Annotated in this window: 17 protein-coding genes; 6 read left to right on the top strand and 11 right to left on the bottom strand. The window is 68.9% G+C overall.

The window, feature by feature from the left end; genetic code table 11:
- Window positions 1–365: 365 nt before the first annotated feature.
- Window positions 366–1328, bottom strand: coding sequence for a nucleoside hydrolase (locus A3CU_RS0135285; RefSeq protein ID WP_027946192.1), 963 nt, complete (start codon window positions 1326–1328; stop codon window positions 366–368).
- A gap of 72 nt (window positions 1329–1400) precedes the next feature.
- Between A3CU_RS0135285 and A3CU_RS0135290 the strand changes: the two genes are divergently transcribed.
- Window positions 1401–2156, top strand: a complete 756-nt coding sequence (locus A3CU_RS0135290) for an acyltransferase (RefSeq protein WP_027946193.1) — start codon at window positions 1401–1403, stop codon at window positions 2154–2156.
- A gap of 16 nt (window positions 2157–2172) precedes the next feature.
- Here A3CU_RS0135290 and A3CU_RS0135295 read toward each other — a convergent pair whose 3' ends face one another.
- From A3CU_RS0135295 to A3CU_RS0135305, 3 genes are all read right to left on the bottom strand, one after another.
- A complete protein-coding gene (locus A3CU_RS0135295; RefSeq protein ID WP_027946194.1) occupies window positions 2173–3234 on the bottom strand; it encodes a LacI family DNA-binding transcriptional regulator in 1062 nt (353 codons plus the stop codon).
- Between the two features lie 138 nt (window positions 3235–3372).
- The gene (locus A3CU_RS0135300; RefSeq protein ID WP_027946195.1) at window positions 3373–3705 is read right to left on the bottom strand and encodes a hypothetical protein; all 333 of its coding nucleotides are present in this window, start codon (window positions 3703–3705) and stop codon (window positions 3373–3375) included.
- A gap of 5 nt (window positions 3706–3710) precedes the next feature.
- Window positions 3711–4682: a DUF6772 family protein gene (locus A3CU_RS0135305; RefSeq protein WP_052372721.1), complete on the bottom strand. Its 972-nt coding sequence runs from the start codon at window positions 4680–4682 to the stop codon at window positions 3711–3713.
- Window positions 4683–4783: 101 nt separating this feature from the next.
- On the opposite strand from A3CU_RS0135305, the gene A3CU_RS48340 reads away from it, so the two are divergent.
- Both A3CU_RS48340 and A3CU_RS48345 read left to right on the top strand, forming a co-directional pair.
- Complete coding sequence (locus tag A3CU_RS48340) at window positions 4784–6085, top strand: MFS transporter (RefSeq protein ID WP_043843672.1); 1302 nt, start codon at window positions 4784–4786, stop codon at window positions 6083–6085.
- Window positions 6086–6148: 63 nt separating this feature from the next.
- Entirely contained in the window at window positions 6149–6958 is an 810-nt protein-coding gene (locus tag A3CU_RS48345) for a DUF2332 domain-containing protein (RefSeq protein ID WP_052372724.1), read from the top strand.
- A gap of 515 nt (window positions 6959–7473) precedes the next feature.
- On the opposite strand, the gene A3CU_RS0135320 is transcribed toward A3CU_RS48345, so the two are convergent.
- Window positions 7474–8898: a short-chain fatty acyl-CoA regulator family protein gene (locus A3CU_RS0135320; RefSeq protein ID WP_027946197.1), complete on the bottom strand. Its 1425-nt coding sequence runs from the start codon at window positions 8896–8898 to the stop codon at window positions 7474–7476.
- A gap of 216 nt (window positions 8899–9114) precedes the next feature.
- Between A3CU_RS0135320 and aceA the strand changes: the two genes are divergently transcribed.
- Entirely contained in the window at window positions 9115–10395 is a 1281-nt protein-coding gene (gene aceA / locus A3CU_RS0135325) for an isocitrate lyase (RefSeq protein ID WP_027946198.1), read from the top strand.
- 69 nt (window positions 10396–10464) lie between these two features.
- The gene (gene aceB, locus A3CU_RS0135330; RefSeq protein WP_027946199.1) at window positions 10465–12069 is read left to right on the top strand and encodes a malate synthase A; all 1605 of its coding nucleotides are present in this window, start codon (window positions 10465–10467) and stop codon (window positions 12067–12069) included.
- A gap of 104 nt (window positions 12070–12173) precedes the next feature.
- Here the strand turns inward: aceB and A3CU_RS0135335 are convergent, their stop codons facing one another.
- Window positions 12174–13427, bottom strand: a complete 1254-nt coding sequence (locus A3CU_RS0135335) for a glycosyltransferase family 4 protein (RefSeq protein WP_027946200.1) — start codon at window positions 13425–13427, stop codon at window positions 12174–12176.
- A gap of 228 nt (window positions 13428–13655) precedes the next feature.
- On the opposite strand from A3CU_RS0135335, the gene A3CU_RS0135340 reads away from it, so the two are divergent.
- Window positions 13656–15404, top strand: a complete 1749-nt coding sequence (locus A3CU_RS0135340; RefSeq protein WP_052372728.1) for a glycoside hydrolase family 2 protein — start codon at window positions 13656–13658, stop codon at window positions 15402–15404.
- Window positions 15405–15669: 265 nt separating this feature from the next.
- Here the strand turns inward: A3CU_RS0135340 and A3CU_RS0135345 are convergent, their stop codons facing one another.
- From A3CU_RS0135345 to tgmA, 5 genes are all read right to left on the bottom strand, one after another.
- Entirely contained in the window at window positions 15670–17196 is a 1527-nt protein-coding gene (locus A3CU_RS0135345) for a 1,4-alpha-glucan branching protein domain-containing protein (RefSeq protein WP_027946202.1), read from the bottom strand.
- A complete protein-coding gene (locus tag A3CU_RS0135350; RefSeq protein WP_027946203.1) occupies window positions 17193–17957 on the bottom strand; it encodes a class I SAM-dependent methyltransferase in 765 nt (254 codons plus the stop codon). Before A3CU_RS0135350 ends, A3CU_RS0135345 begins: the two co-directional genes overlap by 4 nt.
- 528 nt (window positions 17958–18485) lie before the next feature.
- Window positions 18486–19538, bottom strand: a complete 1053-nt coding sequence (locus A3CU_RS48350; RefSeq protein ID WP_245617481.1) for a methyltransferase domain-containing protein — start codon at window positions 19536–19538, stop codon at window positions 18486–18488.
- Window positions 19535–20275: an MvdC/MvdD family ATP grasp protein gene (locus A3CU_RS0135360; protein ID WP_027946204.1), complete on the bottom strand. Its 741-nt coding sequence runs from the start codon at window positions 20273–20275 to the stop codon at window positions 19535–19537. Before A3CU_RS0135360 ends, A3CU_RS48350 begins: the two co-directional genes overlap by 4 nt.
- Before the next feature lie 2 nt (window positions 20276–20277).
- A complete protein-coding gene (gene tgmA / locus A3CU_RS0135365; protein WP_052372731.1) occupies window positions 20278–20601 on the bottom strand; it encodes a putative ATP-grasp-modified RiPP in 324 nt (107 codons plus the stop codon).
- Between the last annotated feature and the right edge of the window lie 121 nt (window positions 20602–20722).

Below are 20722 nucleotides of genomic sequence, written 5' to 3' on the forward strand. Positions count from 1 at the left end.
CGTCCCAGCGTCGTCCCCGCCGGGTGATACCGACGAAAGGTGTGTAACTCGGGCGCCGGAACTCAGAACTCGGGTGCCTGAGCCCGGAACTCGGCTGCTGGAACCCGGAACTCGGGTGCCTGGGCCGGGGACACAGCTGCTGGAACCCGGAACTCGCGTGCCTGAGCCCGGAACTCGCGTGCCTGAGCCCGGAACTCGGGTGCCTGAGCCCGGAACTCGGGGGCTGGAGGCGGGGACACGGGTTGGAAAGCGCTTACTGGATCGGCGGTTCGGCGCGGCTGGTGAGGGCAGTGAGCGCCGGTCGAGGACGTGAGGGCAGGGAGGGCCGGTCGAGCACGTCAGGGCGGGGGAGCGGGGGGAGCGGGTCAGGGCAGGGAGAGTCGGTCGAGCACGAAAGCCCGCAGCCCGTCCAGGTCCGTGTCGACGGCGACGTGGACGGTGCCTGCCGGTACTGGTCCTTCGGCTTCGTCGCGCGCCAGGCCGGGCCGGCGGTCCACCAGCGTCGCGCCGCGTCCGGGCCCCGAGGTGCAGTCGATCTCGATCGGGAACGGCTCCGTGCGCAGGATGCCGGGCCGGATCGCCTCCGCGACGGCGACCGCGTCGTGCATGGCCATCCCATCGAAGCCCAGCACTTTCCGATAGGAGGCGACGTAGTCCGGGGTCAGCGCGGTAAGGGCGGAGCCGACCGCGCCGGCCGCGGCGAGCTTGGCCAGCCACGCGGAATCCACCGCGCAGCGCAGCGTCAGGTCCAGCGGCACCAGGACGCACGGCACGTCCTCCTCGACCAGCACGCGCCGGGCGGCCTCGGGGTCGCTCCAGATGTTGAATTCGGCCACCGGCGTGCTGTTCCCGCCGTTCAGCCCGCCGCCCATGATCACGATCCGGTCGATGTGTTCGCGGGCGCCGGGGTGCGTGGCGAGCAGCAGCGCGATGTTGGTCAACGGTCCGATCGCGGCGATGGTGACCGGCTCGTCCGCGGTCTCGAGCAGCTCGGCCAGCAGGTTCACCGCGCCTGACCGGTGCGCTTCCCGCGTGGGCTCCGGCAGCATCGACGAGCGTCCGGAGAGTCCGTCCGCGCCGTGGATCCGCGTGGCGCGGCTTCGCTGCGGGTGCACCAGCGGACGGTCGGCACCCGCGCCGACGGGCACGTCGGAACGCCCGCACAGGGCGAGCAGGCGCAGCGCGTTGCGGGTCGTGTCCGGCAGCGACACGTTGCCGAAAACCGTTGTCACGCCGAGGAGCTCCACGTCCTCGCTCAGTGCCGCCAGCGCGATCGCGAACGCGTCGTCCACACCCGGGTCGGTGTCGATGATCAGCTTCTGGCCCACCGGACAGCATCTCCCTCCGACCGCGGTCACCTCGGACCGCACCACGTTCAAACCGCACTCTAACCTCGAGCCATGACATCGATGTGGGGCGCGCCCGTGTTTTCCCGGGCGCGGGGCTGGTGGCGGGCGCGTCGCGATCCCCGTCAGGCGCGGTTTCTGACCATCGACTCACTGCGCTGGGTGCTGCGTAACCACGCGTACACCCCGTGGTACCTCGTGCGGTACTGGCGGCTGTTGAAGTTCCGGCTGGCCAACCCGCACATCATCCTGCGCGGCATGGTCTTCCTCGGCAAGAACGTGGAGATCCACAGCCGGCCGGGGTATGGCCGGATGGAGATCGGGCGATGGGTGCACATCGGTGACGGCAACGCCATCCGTTGTCACGAGGGGTCGCTGCGGATCGGCGACAAGGCGGTGTTCGGCCGCCAGAACGTGGTCAACTGTTATCTCGACATAGAGTTCGGCAAGGCGGCCCTGGTCGCCGACTGGGTCTACATCTGCGACTTCGACCACGTCACCACCGACATCACGCAGCCCATCAAGGACCAGGGGATCGTCAAGTCGCCGGTGCGGATCGGGCCGGACACCTGGATCGGTACGAAGGTGTCGGTGCTGCGCGGCACCCGCATCGGCCGGGGCTGCGTGCTCGGCGCGCACGCGGTGGTGCGCGGTGACATTCCCGACTACTCGATCGCCGTGGGCTCCCCGGCCCGCGTCGTCCGTGACCGGCGCGCCGACTACGAGGCGGACGCCGAACGACGCGAGGCGGTCCGGGACATGGCCCGCAAGGCGGACAAGGCGCTGCAGAAGCTGCTCGAGGACTCCTGAGCCGGCGGCGAAGCGGTCAGGCACCCGAGAGGGGGCGCGGCCCGCTCGACTCGCGCACGACGAGTTCGGGCTTGATCAGCCGCCGGACCGGCGGGCTCACTTCTCCGGCGACCCGCTGCAGCACGAGCGCGACGGCAAGCTCGCCGATCAGCCGGGTCGGCAGCCGGATCGAGGAGAGTGAGGGACGCATCCACGCGGAATACGGGTGGTCCCCGTAACCCACCACGCGTACGTCCTCGGGAACGCGGATGTCCCGCTCGGCCAGAGCCCGGACGACGCCGAGCGCGAAGTAGTCGTCCCCGACCGTGACGGCGTCGAACGCGATGCCCGTCTCCAGGAACTCGAGGCAGGCACGGTAGGCCTCCTCCGGGCGCCAGTCGGACTCTCCGGTCTCGAACCGCCGTGTCGGCACCGGGACCGTGCGGGATTTCGTGCCCTCGACCTCGCCGAGGGCACGAACGAATCCGCGTTGCCGGTTGGCGATGGTGCTGATCGCCAGGTCTTCCTCGAAGCTGACGAAGGACCGGGCGCCGCGGCTGAGCAGGTGCCGGACCGCGGCGTATTCACCGGCCTCGCTGTCCACTCCGACGAAGTCACCGCCGAGGTGGTCGATCTCGCGTGAGACGGCGACGACGGGAATGCCTTCGGCGCGCACGCTCGCCCACGGCTCACGCTCTCCCTGCACGGGGATGACGACGGCGCCGGCGAGGCCGCTGTCGACGATCTGGGCCGCGATGTCCGACTCCTGGCTCTCGCTCTCCTCCGTGCTGAAGAGATCGAGCGAGTAGCCGGCCGCCCGAGCGCCGGCCTCGATCGCCCCGATCAGCTCGGAGGCGAACATGTGGGTGGAGGAAGGAATCGTCAGCCCGATCGTCCGTGACCTCGTGCGGCTTTCCGCGGCGGGGGCCGGGACGGGCCGGGACGCGCCGGCCGTGACATACCCGATCCGCACGGCCTCCTCGAGGACGAGCTCGCGAGTGCGGGTACTCACGCCGTCCTTTCCCCGCAAGGCCCGGGAGACTGTGTTGACCGACAGGCCGAGGTTCTCGGCGAGGTCACTCAGGGTGCTTCGTCGCATCGTGATCCATCGTGCTCGCCTCGGACTCCTTCCAAGATCCCATCACTCTATCCACCACCCGCCGGAGAAGATTTAGCCGTGCTGTGGGCGGCCGGGTCCCGCTACCCGCACCGCCACACAAGCCATTTCAAGACAGTCTCACTCCTTGAGTGCGAGGTAGACCCGCGTGAGTGGAGCGGTCGAGCCGCCGGAGCGCTGCACCACCAGTCGTAGCCAGTGGCCGAAGTCGCGGACTCCAACGGTGATCACCCCGCTCGCCTCTGCCTTGACGGCGGGCGACTCGTGATCGACCCAGGCGAGGCCATCGGCGGAAACCTGGGTGGTCAGCGTGACAGTCGCGTCGTCGCACGGTTCGAGGAACTGGACGAACCAGCGGGCCTCGCCGGCCCAGGCGACCTCGAAGGGTTCGGTCGCGAACTCGTCCTCCAGGCGGATGCCACGTTCGAGGACGGCGGTCTGGGATTCACGCATGCCGGTCACCAATCTGCCGAGATCACAACGGAGTCGAGGTAGAGGAAGTTGCGTCGCCCGCTGAGCGTGCGCACGGAGAAGTAGAAGTTGAGCAGGTTCTCCAGCGAGCCGTACCGCTCCTCATACGGCGGCACCGGCACGTGCGACCAGTCCATCGTCTGGTCGTTGAGCTGGAGTTCGACGTTGCGGCGGGCGTCGGTGTCGATCACCCAGCGCAGGTAGTGCCAGTTGACCTTCGTCGGCACCTCGTTCATGCACAGCTCTTGCGGTTCGCCGTAGACCCGCCAGTCTTCCGGGTTCGGGGCGGTGAAGTCGGCGGCGTAGGGGTAGTCGACCTTGCCTTCGTAGTGCTCCCGCGGGGTCGGTTCCGGCACGACCGGGTACATCCACTGACGCAGCATCCGGCCCTCGGCGTCGGCGTTCTGGTACCGCGCCACCGTGTGGTAGCGCAGGCCGCCGTCGCCGCAGAGGTCGGTCGCGACCGTGAAGGCGCCGAACTCGGCTTCGGACGGGTGTTTGTTGCCGTCCCAGGTCATGTCGCCGAACTCGTTGGCGGCATCGGGGCCGACCGTGGCCTCGGCCTTGTAGGCGAGGTACGCCTCGATCTGCAGCAGGCCGCGGCCGCTCATGGTCAGCCGGCGGATCGCTGTCGCGGTGTGACCGGGGTAGGGGCGGGTCGCGAGCTTGAGCGCGTAGGTGCCCGACATCGCGCCATGGGTGCCGACGTCGAAGAAGTCGCAAGAGGACAGTTGCGGCGGGCGGAAGTCCCGGAAGTGGCGGTCGAGGGACTCGTAGTCGCCCCGCCCGTTGTAGTTCCCGCCGAGTTCCACCCAGCCGTGCAGGCCGGAGTTGAAGTCGTCGTGGGCGAGGATCCGGCGCAGCGGGTTGAACCGGGACAGTGCGGGGTCGGTGCTTCGCAGGGCGTCGCGCAGTTGATCCCCGAGATCGCGATCTGAGCGGGATGGTGAGAGCGTCATGCTCTTAACGTTACAAATAACGTGAAGGAAGTACAAGAAGCTTGATTTTTGACAAGTAGCCTCGTTATGGTCGCGGTCGTTCATCGACGGAAGGTTCAGCAATGACGCGAACTCGCGGGCTCACCCGGCCCACCCTCGCTTCCACCGTCGGCACCGCGCTCGAGTGGTACGACTTCTCTCTCTATGGCACCGCGTCAGCGCTCGTCCTGTCGAAGGTGTTCTTCCCCAGTGGCAACGACACAGTCGCGACCCTCGCCTCATTGGCGACCTTCGCGGTCGGGTTCTTCGCCCGCCCGGTCGGCGGTGTCATCATCGGCCTGTTGGGCGATCGCTTCGGACGTCGCCAGATGTTGTTCGTGACGCTGCTGCTCATGGCGGCGTCGTCGGTCCTCATCGGCTGCCTGCCGACGTACAACCAGGTCGGCGTCCTCGCCCCGGTGCTGCTCGTGGTGCTTCGGGTGTTCCAGGGCCTCGGCGCGGGTGGCGAGTACGCCGGCGCCATGCTTCTGTCGGCCGAACACGCCCACAAACGCTTCCGCGGCCTCAACGCCTCGATCCCCAGCGTGGGCAACGCCGTCGGGTCGGTCATCGCAACCGCGATCTTCTTCCTCTTCCAGGGCCTGCTCTCCGAGAGCGCGTTCCTCTCCTGGGGCTGGCGGGTGCCGTTCCTGCTGAGCGTCGTCCTGGCCGCGGCCGGCTTCATCATCCGGCGTAAGGTCGAGGACAGCCCGGAGTTCTCGGAGGCGGTCCGGGAGCGGGGCGTGGTCCGCGGCCGGTTCACCGAGATGCTCCGGCTCAGCGGGCGACGGGTTCCGCTCGCGATGCTCATGAGCATCGCGCCCAACGTGCTCAGCTACCTGCCCTCGGTCTACGCGCTCACCTACCTGTCGAAGACCGTCGGTGCGCCGGCGTGGATCGGGCTCGTCGGCATCATCATCGCCAACCTGTGCAAACTCGTGACCATCCCGACCGCGGGCTGGCTCACCGACCGCATCGGCGGCCGGCGCGTGATGATCATCGGCTCCGTCGCCGGCACGATCCTCGTCTACCCGTTCTTCTGGATGCTCGACACCGGTACGCCGGTCGTGGTCTGGGCCGGCCTCGTGATGATCTTCACCCTCTGCTGTGACATGACGCTCGCGTCCCAGGCGGGCATGCTGTCGGGGTTGTTCGACGTCCGGGTCCGCTACACCGCGGTCACGTTCAGCCGCGAGATCACCGGCGCTGTGGTCGGTGGCACGATCCCGTTCGTTGCCGCCGCGCTCACCGACGCCGGCGCGGGCCAGCCCTGGCTTGTCTGTGTCTACAGTGGAGTTCTCTGCCTGATTTGCGCCGTCGGTACCTTCTTCCTGCCCGAAGTACGGCGACAGGCCGACACCCGGCCCGCGGCCGCCACTGCCTGAGCCGGCCCTGTGAGCCTGGTGACATTCTGGCCGCGACCGGGTCGTGGCCAGGATGCTTGAGCCATGGCCGACGAGGGCACGAAGGAACGGATCGCCCGGGTTTACCGCCGGTTCGCCCGGTACGAGGCCCGGGGAAGATCACCGGTGTACGTGGAGATCGCCGCGAAAGTGGCGGAAGACCCACGGATGATCGAGTTCCTGGCCGAGTTGCCGCCATCGAAGCGGCAGCCGAACTTGTTCTTCGGAGCGGTGCAGTACCTCGACGGCCCGATCGGGGGCTGGCCGCGCTTCGCGGCCGTGTTCGCCGAGCGGGCCGCGGAAATCCGCGACGTGATGAGGCGGCGCAGCACGCAGACCAACGAACCTGCGCGCTGCGCCGCCTTCCTCCCGGTGCTGGCCGCGCTACCGCAACCTGTTGCGTTGATCGAGGTCGGCGCCTCGGCGGGACTGTGCCTTCTGCCCGAGAAATACGGCTACGACTACGGCTCCCACGTGATCCCCGGGAACCCGACGTTTTCCTGCCAGGCCAACGCGGCCACCCCATGCCCGGACCGGTTACCCGAGGTCGTCTGGCGCGCCGGGCTCGACCTCAATCCGCTCGACGTGTCCGATCCGGACGACTGCGCCTGGCTCGAAGCGCTGATCTGGCCCGGCGAGGGGGACCGCCGCCCGCGGCTGCGAGCCGCCCTGGAAATCGCCCGCGCGGACCCGCCACGCGTGGTCCAGGGTGATCTTCGCACCGACCTGCCGGCGCTGGCCGCGCAGGCGCCGCCGGAGGCCACGCTCGTCGTCTACCACACGGCCGTGCTGATGTACCTCCGGTCCCGGTCGCGGTCGGGGTCGAAGTGCGGGAGATCGGTCAGGCCGTCGTAGCCGTCGACCACGACGGACGCCCTCCGGCGCGACCGCCGCGACCGTGCGCAGCACTGCCGCGTTCGTCGAGCCGGACCGCGTGCTGCCGCACACGGTGAGCAGCTGGAATTTCGTTGCCACGCCGCCAGCCTAGAACCCGCCCCGCCCGCGCGTGTCCCACCTTCCCGTCGTGCGTGTCCCCCGTTCCCGTCGTGCGTGTCCCCCGTTCCCGTAGCGCGTGTCCCACGTTCCTGTCGTGCGTGTCCCACGTTCCTGTCGTGCGTGTCCCCCGTTCCCGTAGCGCGTGTCCCACGTTCCTGTCGTGCGTGTCCCACGTTCCCGTAGCGCGAGTTCCACGTTCCTGTCGTGCGTGTCCCACGTTCCCGTAGCGCGAGTTCCACGTTCGGGTTGCGCGAGTTCCGCGTTCTGTCGTGCGCGTCCCACGTTCGGGTCGACCGGAGTGTGGGACTCGCGTTACGGGAGTGTGGGACTCGCGCTACCGGAACGGGGGACTCGCGTTGCGCGACGCTGCCGGTTCAGTTCTTCGGCACGGCGGGATAGGGCACGAAGGTGCTGGTGTTCTCGTCGACCGTGAGCTGCTTGCCGATCGTGGGGAACGCCCGCTGCGGGCAGGCCGGGCGTTCGCACACCTTGCAGCCCATGCCGATCGGCGTGGCCGCCTCCCGGTCGTCGAGGTCGAGCCCGGTCGAGTAGACGAGCCGGTGCGCGTGCCGCAGTTCGCAACCCAGCCCCACGCTGAACATCTTGCCCGGGCTGCCGTAGCCGCCGATGTTGCGCGCGACGGTCCGGGCGACCCAGAAGTAGCTCTTGCCGTCGGGCAGGGTGGCGATCTGCGTGACCACCTTGCCGGGTGAGGTGAACGCCTCGTAGATGTTCCACAGTGGACACGCGCCGCCGACGCGGGAGAAGTGGAACCCGGCCGCCGACTGCCGTTTCGACATGTTCCCGGCCCGGTCGACCCGGACGAAGGAGAACGGCACACCGCGCATCTTGGGCCGTTGCAACGTGGACAGCCGGTGGCAGACGGTCTCGAAGCCGACCCCGAAGTGGTCGCACAGTCGCTCGATGTCGTACCGGTAGCGCTCCGCGGTGGACAGGAACGGGCCGTAGGGCAGGATCAGCGCGCCCGCGAAGTAGTTGGCCAGCCCGACCCGGCCCAGCGACCGCGCCGCCGGTCCGGAGAACGCCCACGAGTCGGCGAGTTCGTCGATCAGATCGTCATATTCGAGCAGCGCGATCTGTGAGGCCATGCGGAACGCGCGCTGCCCGATCCGCAGGCTCGGCCCGAGCCGCAGCACGCGGGCCGCGGGCTCGTAGCGGTGCTTCTCGCCGGTTCTCTCGTCGATGCCTTCGGTGGTGATCTGCACGCCGTAGTGGTCGGTCAGCCGGTCGTGCAGGACCCGGTGCACGTCGCCGCGGCGCAGGCCCATCTCCTCGGCCATCCGCTCGGCACGCTCGTCGAGTTCGCCGACATAGTTTTCGCGCGCGTAGAAGAAGTCGCGGACCTCTTCGTGCGGCAGCGGTGCGGCGGCGCTGCCGTGCAGGCCCATGCCGTTCTCGGTGACCAGCGCCGCGGTCGTCTCCACCGCGTTGCGGTAGTTGCGGTGCAGCCGGACCAGCGCCTGCGCGATCGAGGGCAGATTGGTGGCCAGGTCGGTCAGGTCGCTCTTGGTCACCGTGACGCCGATCGCCTCGTCCATCAGGACCTCGCGGACGTCGGCGACCAGGCGAGAGGTGTCGTTGCTGGCGAAGAACTCGGTGTCCACGCCGAAGGCCTCGGTGATCCGGAGCAGGACGGGCACGGTCAGCGGCCGCGAGTTGCGCTCGATCTGGTTGAGGTAGCTGGGCGAGATCTCGAGCAGGCGCGCCAGGTCGGCCTGGCTCATCGCCCGGCTCTCGCGCAGGTGCCGGAGCTTGGCACCGGCAAAAGTCTTCTCCACGGGGGCTCCCTCCGCAGTTTTTCCGGACCTTACCGATCAAGAAAACGGTTAAGTGACAGCCTTGCGAACCTGCTCTTCGCAACTTTTACAAACATCCTAGGGAAAATTCGCAGAAATTGGCAAATTGGCGACGTAGCGGCGCTCTTGCAGCGCATGTCATGGTCAAAGGCGAGAGGTCGGGTTCATCGCAACATTCGCAAAGGTGGGAAAAGTCTGATGACTGAGGAGTTCGGGCGGGCCGCCGCGGAACTGGCCAAGCAGTGGGCGAACGACCCCCGGTGGCGGGGCGTCAAGCGTTCCTACAGCGCGGCCGATGTGATCAAGCTGCGCGGCAGCGTCGTCGAGGAGCACACCCTCGCCCGTCGAGGCGCGGAACGGCTGTGGCGGCTGCTGCAGACCGAGGACTACGTCCACTCGCTCGGCGCGCTCACCGGCAACCAGGCCGTGCAGCAGGTTCGCGCCGGCCTCAAGGCGATCTACCTGTCCGGCTGGCAGGTGGCCGCGGACGCGAACCTGGCCGGGCAGACCTACCCGGATCAGAGCCTGTATCCCGCCAACTCGGTGCCGGCGGTGGTCCGCCGCATCAACAACGCGCTGGGCCGCGCCGACCAGATCGCCTGGGCGGAGGGTGTCACCGACATCGACTGGTACGCCCCGATCGTGGCCGACGCCGAGGCCGGCTTCGGCGGCCCGCTCAACGCGTTCGAGCTGATGAAGGCGATGATCGCGGCGGGCGCCGCGGGCGTGCACTGGGAAGACCAGCTCGCCTCGGAGAAGAAGTGCGGCCACCTCGGCGGCAAGGTGCTGATCCCGACCAAGCAACACGAACGCACGCTCAACGCCGCCCGCCTGGCCGCGGACGTGCTGGGCGTGCCGTCGCTGATCGTCGCCCGCACCGACGCGCAGGCCGCCACCCTGCTGACCAGCGACGTGGACGAGCGCGATCGGAAGTACCTCACCGGCGGACGCACCGCCGAGGGCTTCTACGAGGTGCGAAACGGCCTCGAGCCGTGCATCGACCGGGGCCTGGCCTACGCCGAGTACGCGGACCTGCTGTGGATGGAGACCTCCGAGCCCGACCTCGAGGTCGCGCGCACCTTCGCCGAGGCGATCAAGGCGAAGTACCCGGACCAGATGCTGGCCTACAACTGTTCGCCGTCGTTCAACTGGCGCAAGCACCTGGACGACGCGACCATTGCGAAGTTCCAGCGCGAGCTCGGCCACATGGGCTACAAGTTCCAGTTCATCACCCTGGCCGGTTTCCACGCGCTGAACTACTCGATGTTCGACCTGGCCAAGGGCTACGCCACCGACGGCATGACCGCCTACGTGGACCTGCAGCAGCGCGAGTTCGCCGCGGAGGAGCGCGGCTACACCGCGACCAAGCACCAGCGCGAGGTCGGCACCGGCTGGTTCGACCTCGTCTCGACCACGCTGAACCCGGACAGCTCGACCACCGCACTGACCGGCTCCACCGAAGAGGCCCAGTTCCACTGACCTCGCGGGTGCCTCCGGCCGGTGCCGGCCGGAGGCACCTCACGTTTTGAACAAGACGGAAGGCTCGCCATGTCGCATTCGTTCACGTCGCCCATCCGCGTCGCCGGCCCGTCCGGGGAGCGGTTCGACGAGATCCTCACGCCCGCCGCGCTGGAGTTCATTGCCCGGCTGGACAACGAGTTCGCCGGCCGGCGGCGTGAACTCCTCGACGCCCGCCGGGTGCGCCGCGAGAAGCTGGCGTCGGGCAAGGAAACCCTCGACTTCCTGCCGCACACGCGGTGGGTCCGCAGCGACCCGTCGTGGCAGATCGCCCCGCCCGCGCCGGGACTGGAGGACCGGCGGGTGGAGATCACCGCGCCGCCCGAGCGGGCGACGGCGGTCGACGCGCTCAATTCCGGTGCGCGGGTGTGGCTCGCGGACTTCGAGGACTCGACCGCGCCGACCTGGCGCAACGTGATCAACGGCCAGCTCACCCTGTTCGACGCGATCCGCCGCGACATCGACTTCACCGCCGAGTCGGGCAAACACTACGAGTTGGGTGATCGTCCGGCCACCATCGCCGTCTGCCCGCGCGGCTGGCACATGGTGGAAAAGCACCTCCGCATCGATGGGCGCCCGGTCTCGGCGAGCCTGGTGGACTTCGGTCTGTACCTGTTCCACAACGCGCGCCGTCTGATCGCCCGGGGCAGCGGGCCGTACTTCTACCTGCCGAAGCTGGAAAGCCACAGCGAAGCTCGCCTGTGGAACGACGTTTTCCTGTTGGCGCAGGAGGAACTCGGCATCCCGCGCGGCACCATCCGGGCCACCGTGCTGATCGAGACGATCACCGCGGCCTTCGAGATGGAGGAGATCCTCTACGAACTGCGAGAGCATGCGTCGGGGCTGAACGCGGGCCGCTGGGACTACATCTTCAGCATCATCAAGACCCTGGGCTCGCTCGGTGCGAACTTCGTGCTGCCCGACCGGGCGCAGGTGTCCATGACGGTGCCGTTCATGCGTGCCTACACCGAACTGCTGGTCAGCACCTGCCACAAACGGGGCGCGCATGCGATCGGCGGCATGACCCCGTTCATTCCCGGCGAGGACGCGGACCGGGCACGGGAGGCGATCACGAAGGTCCGCCAGGACGCCGAACGCGAGGCCGCGGACGGGTTCGACGGTTCCTGGGTCGCGCATCCCGCGCTGGTCGGCATGTGCGAAAGGGTCTTCGACAAGGTGCTCGGCGGGTGGCCGAACCAGTTCGGGCAGCTGCGCGAGGACGTCGAGGTCGCCGCCGAAGACCTGCTGAACGTGGCGAGCGCGGGTGGCGAGATCACCGTGAAAGGCTTGCGTGACAACATAAACGTGGCGTTGCGCTATATCGACTCTTGGTTGCGCGGTACCGGCACGGTGACCATCTTCGACCTCGTCGAGGACGCGGCGACCGCGGAGATCTCCCGCTGCCAGGTGTGGCAGTGGATCCGCAACGGCACCAAGCTCGCGGACGGCACGGCGATCACCCCTGAGCTGGTTCGCGACTTCCTCGACCAGGAGCTCGACGCCATCCGCGCCGATGCGGGCGAGGGCCACCGGCTGGACGACGCGCGGGAGATCTTCGAGGAGACCGCGCTCGGCGAGAAGCTGCCGAGCTTCCTCACGACCGGCGCCTATGCCCGCTACCTCACCACCAACTAGCTAGAGGCTGTCTCGAATTGGTTTGCGTGGCGGTGCGGGGTGCCGGTTGCCATGCCTCACCGCAAGCGGCTCCGCCGCTTTGAAAGCACAAGCTGGACACGGGCTCAGGGCTCGAAGGCGTTGCCCGTGGGGATCTTCGGGCGGCTGTGTTCGAACTCCGGGTTCGGGCGGGCCCGCCGGTAGACGCCGGCGGTCGCGGTGGCGATGCGGGTCCAGTCGAAGTCGGCGGCGAGACGAGCCCGCGCGGTGCGGGCACGAAGTGCGGCGGCCGGACGGTCACGCAGGACGGTGTCCACCGCGGCGGTGAGGGCCTCGACATCACCAGGCGCGAAGGCGAGCCCGGTGACGCCGTCGATGACGACCTCGCCCAGCCCGCCCGCCGTGGAGGCCACCAGCGGAGCCTCCGCCGCGGCCGCCTCCAGCGCGACGATGCCGAAAGGTTCGTAGCGACTGGGCAGGACGACGGCGTCCGCGGCGGCCAGGACGGCGCGCAACTCGCGGTCGGGCAGGTGCCCGGCGAAGGAGATCGCGTCGCTGATGCTCAGCTTCCGGGCCTGCTCGACCAGTTCGTCGCGGTGGCGGCCCTGACCGGCGACGACCAGCCGGGTCCCCGGGTGGGCGCGCCGGATGGCGGGCAGCGCGGCGAGCAGGTCCTGCACGCCCTTTTCCCATTCCAGACGGCCGAAATAGAGCAGCAGCGGCTCGCCGTGCGGGGCGTAGAGCGACCGGGCGTGGTCGATTTCGCCGGCCGGCACCTGCCAGCCGCGTTGCTCGATGCCGTTGTGGATGACGGTGATGCTTTCGCCCGCGACGTCGAACAGGTGCGCCACCTCCGTGCGCATCGCCTCCGAGCACGTGATCAGTTCATCGGATCGGTTGGCCAGCCACCACTCCACGGAGTGGATCTGCTGGTTCAGCGGATGCGAGAGCCAGCCCGAGTGGCGCCCGGCTTCGGTGGCGTGAATAGTCCCGACCAGGGGAGTCCCGGCCGTTTCGGCCAAGGCGATGGAGGGATGTGTGACCAGCCAGTCGTGCGCGTGCACCACCTCGGGCCGCCAGGTGCGCAACAGGCGCAGCCCGGCCCGGATCATGGCGTGGCCCATGGCCAGGGTCCACGCCACGAGGTCCCGCTCGAAGGTGACGTGCATCGGGTCCTCGGCGACCCGGATGATCCGGACGCCGTCGACCACGCGGTCGCTGCTGGGATGGGTGCCGGCGTCGGTGCCCGCCGCGTGCCGGCACAGCACGACCACCTCATGCCCGGCCGCGGCCAGATGACGGGCCAGGGCGTGCACATGGCGGGCGAGCCCACCGACCACGACCGGCGGGTACTCCCACGACAGCATCAGCACACGCATGCGGGCAGGTTACTCACTGGTCAACTACAACCAGAACAGCCCGAACAGCACCGAGGCGGTCTTCGTGATATTGGTCACGGTAGGAGGCCGGACTTGTCAGACCGCACTTCTCCGCGTGCGGAGGCGACGCGCGACAGCCTGGTCGGAAAGGGGTGGTACGCGGTGGGCATGACGGGGTGGCGGCACAACCTTCCGGCATTTGTGCTAACCGGTATCGTCGCCCTCGTTATGGCACTTGCGGGAATTTCGCCGGGTCACGCCGCGGGGTGGTCACCGAAGACGCCACCGCTGAACACACCGTGGACAAGCCAGGTCGGTCCGGACAACGCGCTGCCCGACTACCCGCGCCCGCAGCTGGTGCGGCCGGACTGGCAGAACCTCAACGGTCTTTGGGAGTACCAGGGCTCCGAGCAGATCCTGGTGCCCTACCCGCCGGAGTCGGCGCTGTCCGGGATCGGGCGGCACGACGACGTGATGACCTACCGGCGCACGTTCACCGTGCCCGCGGCGTGGGGAAGCCAGCGGGTGCTGGTGCACTTCGGCGCGGTTGACCAGACCGCCACGGTCTGGGTCAACGGTACGGAGGTCGCCACCCACGAGGGCGGCTACACCGAGTTCAGCGCGGACATCACCGACGCACTGAAACCCGGTGGGCCGCAGGAGATCGTGGTGCGCGCCGAGGACCGTGACGAAGCGGCGCCGTTCCCGGTGGGCAAGCAGCGCGCGACACCGGGCGGCATCCTCTACACCGGTTCGTCCGGAATCTGGCAGACGGTGTGGCTGGAACCGGTGCCCGCCGCGCACGTCGACAAGCTGGACATCACGCCCGATCTCACCGGGTTCACCGTGACGCCAACGGTTTCCGGGGTGACCGACCAGCGGGCCGAGATCGTGGTGAACGATGCCGGGGGCGCCGAGGTGGCGCGGGCGAGCGGCGAGGCCGGCCAGCCGTTGCGGCTGGACGTGTCCCGGCCGCAGCTGTGGACGCCGGACGACCCGTACCTCTACGACATCACCGTGCGGCTGCTGGACAGCGACGGCAAGACCGTGGACCAGGCGCGCAGCTACGGCGGGCTACGCACGGTGGGGCTGGTCCCCGATGCCCAGGGCCGCCCCCGGATCGCGCTGAACGGCCGGATCACGTTCCTGCACGGGCCGTTGGACCAGGGCTTCTGGCCGGACGGGATCTACACCGCGCCCACCGACGAGGCGTTGCGCTCCGACCTCGACCAGATCAAGCAGTTGGGCTTCAACTTCGTTCGCAAGCACGTCAAGGTCGAGCCGGCCCGCTGGTACTACTGGGCGGATCATTTGGGCGTGCTGGTGTTCCAGGACATGCCGTCGCTACCGGTGGACCTCTCCTTGCCACAAGCGCCGCAGCCGCCGCCTCCGCCCGACCAGCAGGAGAACTTCGAGCGGGAGCTGCAGGCGATGATCGACCAGTTGCGCAGCACCACCTCGATCATCGGCTGGGTGCCGTTCAACGAAGGGTGGGGCGAGTACGACACGGCGCGCATCGCCGACATGGTCTCGGCCGCCGACCCGACCCGCCTGGTGGACGCCAACAGCGGTGTCAACTGCTGCTACTCGCATCCCGATTCGGGCGCGGGGAACATCTACGACGATCACACCTACGTCGGCCCCGGCAGCCCCACGGTGCACGACGCACGGGCCACTGTGGACGGTGAGTACGGCGGCCTCGGCCTGGTCATGCCCGGGCACGTGTGGCCGGGGGAGCCGCAGGCGTACGAGATGACCACGAGCCAGCAGCAGCTGACGCAGCGGTATGTCGAGATCAGCCAGGAGCTGGAGAACCTGGTGCGGTCCAACGGCCTGTCCGGCGCGATCTACACCCAGCTCACGGACGTGGAGAACGAGGTCAACGGCCTGCTCACCTACGACCGCCGGGTGGTCAAGCCCGACCTTTCCGTGGTCGCACAACGAAACCGTGCGGTAATTCAAGCCGGCTCAGACTAGGCCCGCCCCCCGCGCGAGTCCCCCGTTCCCGTCGCGCGTGTCCCCCACTCCCGTCGCGCGAGTCCCCCACTGCGGTCGCGCGAGTCCCACATTCCTGTCGCGCGAGTTCCACACTGCCGTCGCGCGAGTTCCACCTTCGCGTGTGAGTGGGTAGGAGCCTCGGATGGGACACGTGCGACGCGAACGTGGGACACGCGCGACGGGAATGGGGGACACGCGCGACGGGAAGGTGGGACACGCGGGTCGGGAATGGGGGACACGCGGGTCAAGGACGGGTCAGGCCGCGGGCGTCGAGGTGGCCGAACGGGTTGTCCTCGGCGAGCAATCGCTTGATCTCCCGCTGGGGCTCGGCACCTCCGGAAGATTCGGACAGCAGCGCCGCGACGCGGTCGAAACGTTCGGCGTGCACCCGGGCCCGGTCGCGCGCGTAGCCGGCCGCCGAATCCTTGGTCACCATGAAGGCCCAGTCGCTCGACAGCGTGAGCAGCGCCTCGCTGACGGCCAGATCCGCCAACCGGTTCCGCGCGTGCGCACCGGGGCCGCCGGCGGGCGGCACCGACGCGAGCAGACGCCGCTGGAGCGCGGCATTGGACTGAACCATGTCGGAGACCTGTTCCCCGTCCCAGACCCGCCAGTCCTTGCCGGAGCCCCAGGACGAGGCGGGGAGGTCGACCGGCGGGCCGAGATGCCCGGCCTCCAGCGCGCCGCCCAGCGTGGTGACCCGCACGCCCGCCTCCGGCAGCGCCCGCAGGATGCCCTCCAGCCACGCCGGGCCCTCGTGCCACCAGTGGCCGAACAGTTCGGTGTCGTAGGCCGCGACCACGAGCGACTCGCGACCGTGCCGCTCCCGCAGCGAACGCAGCCTGGTGACCACCGTGTCCACGAAGTCCTTGACGTGCAAGCGAAGTGTGTCGGCGGCGAGCGCGGGATCGTAGGGCGCCTTGGCGGCCGGGGGGACCTGCTTACCGGTGACGCGCGACGGTTTGAGGCCGACCTCGTGGGCCCAGGTGTGAAAGTCGCGGTAGTGCGCATGCCCGGGATAGCCGGCCTTCGGCGACCAGACCCGGTAGGTGACCTCCAGATCGCGGCCGAAGCACACGACATCGGAGGAGCCGACGGTGCGCGGCGCGGACGTGTCACCCCGCAGCGACGGCCCGTCCACCAGGAAGCGGCGTACCCCGGCCGCCGCGTAGCCCTCCTCCATACCCGGCGCGTAACCGCATTCGGGCGCCCAGATGCCGGCCGGGCGATGCCCGATCCGCAGCTGGGTGTCATCGAGACCGGTGCGCAGCGCGAACGCCCGGACGCGCGGATCCAGCAGCGGCTGGAACGGGTGCGTGGCCGGCCCGCCGAGCAGCTCGATCACCGACGAGTCCACAAGAGACCTCAGGGTCGGCGAAAACCCGTTGCGCCACCGCGTTTCGAAGTCCTCGGTCGCGCGGATCGCGGTCAGGTACTCGGCCGCGCCCAGCTCGCGCAGCAGCGGGTCGTCGCGCCAGAGCGTGCTCGCCTGTAGGGCACGTAGCTGCCAGTGGCCAAGCCATTCGTGGAACGTGCGCAGGCTGTACGGGTCGTCGAGCTGGGCGGCGAGCACCGGGGTCACGCCGAGGGTGAGCACGTCCCGCCTGCCCTCCTCGGCGAACCGGCGCAACAGGTCCACCACCGGCAGGTAGGAATGCGCCCACGCCTGGTACAGCCATTCCTCGCCGACCGGCCAGGAACCGTGGTGCGCGAGCCAGGGCAGGTGACTGTGCAGGACCAGGCAGAACGTCCCCTCGGTCCGGCCGGTCAAGGTCGCACCGCCACCGCGACGAGATCCAGGCTGGCGTCGCGGTCTTCGCCGTGTAGCTCGAAATCGTCCGCCGTGATGCCGGCGACGTCCGCGAGCAGCCCGGAGGGCCAGGCGGCCTGGCCCGGCAGCGAGCCCAGCACGACGTCGAGTTGTGCGCCGATGATCGAACCGCCGTAGCGCTCGTCGAGGGCACGCAGGCGCGGTCCGTGGTGCAGGCCGTGCGGGGCCTCGACGGCGAACCCGGCCTGCCCGAGCAGCTCGTCCAGTTCGGACGGTGCGAGTTCCCGGGTGTGGTACGGGTTGAGCGGGGTGTCCGAATCCGGCGTGAAGGTGAGCCGGTTGGGCGTGGTGACCACCAGCCGCCCGCCAGGCCGCAGCACCCGGTGGCACTCGGCCAGGAACCCCGCCTGGTCCCACAGGTGTTCCAGCACCTGGAAGCTCGTCACGACGTCCACAGTGGACGAGCGCACCGGCAGGACGGCCAGGTTCGCGCGAACCGTCCACAGTTGTGGATAACGCCGTGCGACGTGGGTCGTGGTGGCTTCGTCGTAGTCGAGCGCCAGCACCCGCTCGGCCCGCCCGGCGATCAGGCCGGCGCCGTAGCCCTCACCGCAGCCGGCCTCCAGCACCGTCGCGCCCCCGCAGTAGGGCAGCAGCGCGCGATACGCCGCCTCATGGCGCCGGAACCAGTAATTCTCCTCGGGGACGCCGGGGACCGTGCGTTCGCCGGTCAGGTGTAGCGCTTCCGGTGACGTGACCACCCGAGGGACCCTACTTGAGGTCGGTGCCACCTGCGCAGGATGACCGACCCAACCCGGTGGGCCGGGTGCCGCTCTAGCCGGTCGGCCTGATCGCGGCGTAGCGGAGCATGTCCACGCGCTTGCCCGTTGATCACCTGGTGGCTGCGAAGAAGACCCTCCTGCTCGTAACCCGCAACTTCGGCCGTACGCACGGAGGCGACATTCCACGGCTTCGGCTGTCCCAAGCGCCTCGTCGGTGTCCTTGTCCGCCGCGCAGAAGGAGTAACCAGCCCTCGTGTCGAGACGGCCGATCTGTCGCTCGATATATGCCAGAGCCTCATCGCGGCTGGCCTTGGCCGGCAGCGAGCCGATCTTGGGCACGTACGAATCGGTCGACAGGTTCATGACCATGTCCACATCGCCAGCACCCGCCCGACGCCGACGACTCGGGAGATTACGAGATCAATCGTGAGCCGCTTTCCAACGGCCAGGTGTGGGGGCTGGTAGGGCTGTCGAGCCACAGGGTGTTCCGGCCGTCCGCGTTTACCGTCAGGCCCAGCCGGGACGTTCGGTGGCCAGCCACAGCCGGTACGCCGACTCGACCGGTTCCCACAGCGACGTTTTCCCCGCCTCGGTCACCGTGTGGTCGGCAAGGCCGACCCGGGCCCACGAGCCGTCCGGTGCTGCCAGCGTGGCGGCGGTTGGTTCTCGGGTGTCGGGATCGAGCAGTGAGCCGTACACCACGCCGCGGGGCAGGCCCACGAGGTGCGCGAGGAACCACACCACAAGCTTCTGCCACGGCGGGACCGGTGCCGTGGTGTGCCAGCGTCGTTCGCCTTCCGCATAACAGACGCGGGGTGCCGGGATGGGCCGGTCTTGCGGGTGCCGCATCTCCATGAACCCTGCCCACCAGGTGGTGAATCGCCCCTCCAACACGTCGCTGCGACGGCGGAGGTTGACGAGGTTCCCGGCACTGACTGCGAGCTTGTAGTCCACGAGGATCGCCCCATCGGGCGCGAGTTGCTCGGCCCAGCACCACGGGACTGCCGGCACGGAACAGGTCGCGATGATCCGATCGTAGGGCGCGTGCTCGGACAGGCCGGCTTCCCCGTCGACCGCGGCGAGGGTTGGCCGATAGCCGGCGGCGGCGAGACGCTCCCGGGCGAGCGCGACCAATCCAGGGTCGACATCCACGGAGAACACCCGGTCGTCGCCGAGCCGGTGCGACAAGAGCGCTGCGTTGTAGCCCGTACCGGTGCCGATTTCCAGGACGTGGTGGCCGTCGCGCACATCAAGGGTTTCGAGCATCCGCACCATGAGGTCTGGCTTGGTGCTGGACGACACCGCGGCCTGATATCCGTCACGCTCCTCCAGCGCCGTGACCAGCGTTTCCGGCGCGTACACGCGGTCGAGCCGGCCGGCGGTGTCCCACGATGTCCAGTTACCGGTGTCGTCCTGCTCGTAGGCGTGGGGCACGAACAGGTGGCGCGGCACTTCGGCGACCGCCTCATGCCACTGTGGGGAACGGATGTCGCCACGGTCGCGCAGGAGGTCGGCGAGCCGCTGGGCGCGGCTGGTCCAACCGGTTTCGGTAGTGGTCACTGGGTGCCTTTCGTGAGGAGATCGGCGAGTTGGTCGGTGAGCGGCGCCCCGGTTTCGACTTCTATCCAGCCGTACTGTCCGGCCGCGTTGATCTCCAGGAATGTCCAGGTGTCGTCCGGCCCGATGACGAAGTCGAGCGCGCCGTAGGTGTGCTCGATACCGCGAATGTCCCGCAGCGCGGCTTCATCCACGATCGCCGTGTGGGCGAACTTCCTCACGTCGCCCTCGACAATGGAGATGGCACCCAGCATTTTGGTCACCGCTGGGCCCTCGGTCGCGAATTCCTCGACGGACGCCGGGCGGTTGGTGATCAGCGTGTCGGCTACCCGCAAGCCGCAGCGAGCTGCCACGGCGAGTTGGAACGGCTTGTAGGCCGAGTCGGCGAGGCGCGCGGGATGGTTGACCCACCGGGCCGGGAGCGACATCAGGACCCCGCCCAACCCGTACTTCGCCTCGACTTTCGCGTGCTCCCGCTCGGCGCTGTTCAGCTCGGGCGAAAACCGGTAGGCGCGCGGTGAGCGGTACCAGACAGCGTGGATCTCTTCCAGGTCGATCGTGCGGTGCGGGGTCCGGAGGTGCCCGGCCCAGCGGCCCCCGCGCAGCTGAGCGGAAAGGCTCAGCTGTGTGGGGAACCAACTGGTATCGATCCGGTGCACCTCGACCCGGCGTGTTTCCAGCGCGAGCACCATCGTGTCGGCGCTCGGGTCCCGCTCCGCGGCCAAGATGAGCACAGACATGGTCAGTCGTTGAGATATTCCTCGGACGGACCCTCGTCGCCGTCCTGCTGGCCGGTTGTGGGCGCGGTCGGCGGCCCCATCTCGATCAGCGGCCGGCCTTCGCCGTCGACCCGGACTTGCCGCTCGTGGTCGTAGTGACCCGCGGGGCTGGGCACGCCCTCGAACGGGATCGGCGCCATTCTCCGCAGGCCCCACGGGCGCGTGCCCGCAGGGGAGGGGCACTCGTCCACGCCCGAGGCGATCGACCCCCGCGACAGCGGGAACTGCGCGCTGTCCCCGGCCAGCGGTTCGTCGGTGAACCGGTCATTCTGAGCAACGGTCGTCATGCGCATTCCTTTCTTGTCGAGGTATTCACCATTTCATCCAAACAATCAGAGTGGGAGCCCTTTCACTCGTTTGATGGCGGTATTTCGTACCGGCCGCGCGGACGCGGTTTGCTCTTGGCGC

The organism is Amycolatopsis taiwanensis DSM 45107 (assembly GCF_000519205.1).
Taxonomy (GTDB): domain Bacteria; phylum Actinomycetota; class Actinomycetes; order Mycobacteriales; family Pseudonocardiaceae; genus Amycolatopsis_E; species Amycolatopsis_E taiwanensis.

Coding starts and splice junctions, on each gene's coding strand:
- A3CU_RS0135305 (WP_052372721.1), bottom strand. CDS start 4,682: ATGACGCTCTCACCATCCCGCTCAGATCGCGATCTCGGGGATCAACTG.
- A3CU_RS48340 (WP_043843672.1), top strand. CDS start 4,784: ATGACGCGAACTCGCGGGCTCACCCGGCCCACCCTCGCTTCCACCGTC.
- A3CU_RS0135295 (WP_027946194.1), bottom strand. CDS start 3,234: ATGCGACGAAGCACCCTGAGTGACCTCGCCGAGAACCTCGGCCTGTCG.
- A3CU_RS0135290 (WP_027946193.1), top strand. CDS start 1,401: ATGACATCGATGTGGGGCGCGCCCGTGTTTTCCCGGGCGCGGGGCTGG.
- aceB (WP_027946199.1), top strand. CDS start 10,465: ATGTCGCATTCGTTCACGTCGCCCATCCGCGTCGCCGGCCCGTCCGGG.
- aceA (WP_027946198.1), top strand. CDS start 9,115: ATGACTGAGGAGTTCGGGCGGGCCGCCGCGGAACTGGCCAAGCAGTGG.
- tgmA (WP_052372731.1), bottom strand. CDS start 20,601: ATGACGACCGTTGCTCAGAATGACCGGTTCACCGACGAACCGCTGGCC.
- A3CU_RS0135360 (WP_027946204.1), bottom strand. CDS start 20,275: ATGTCTGTGCTCATCTTGGCCGCGGAGCGGGACCCGAGCGCCGACACG.
- A3CU_RS0135300 (WP_027946195.1), bottom strand. CDS start 3,705: ATGCGTGAATCCCAGACCGCCGTCCTCGAACGTGGCATCCGCCTGGAG.
- A3CU_RS0135340 (WP_052372728.1), top strand. CDS start 13,656: ATGGCACTTGCGGGAATTTCGCCGGGTCACGCCGCGGGGTGGTCACCG.
- A3CU_RS48345 (WP_052372724.1), top strand. CDS start 6,149: ATGGCCGACGAGGGCACGAAGGAACGGATCGCCCGGGTTTACCGCCGG.
- A3CU_RS0135335 (WP_027946200.1), bottom strand. CDS start 13,427: ATGCGTGTGCTGATGCTGTCGTGGGAGTACCCGCCGGTCGTGGTCGGT.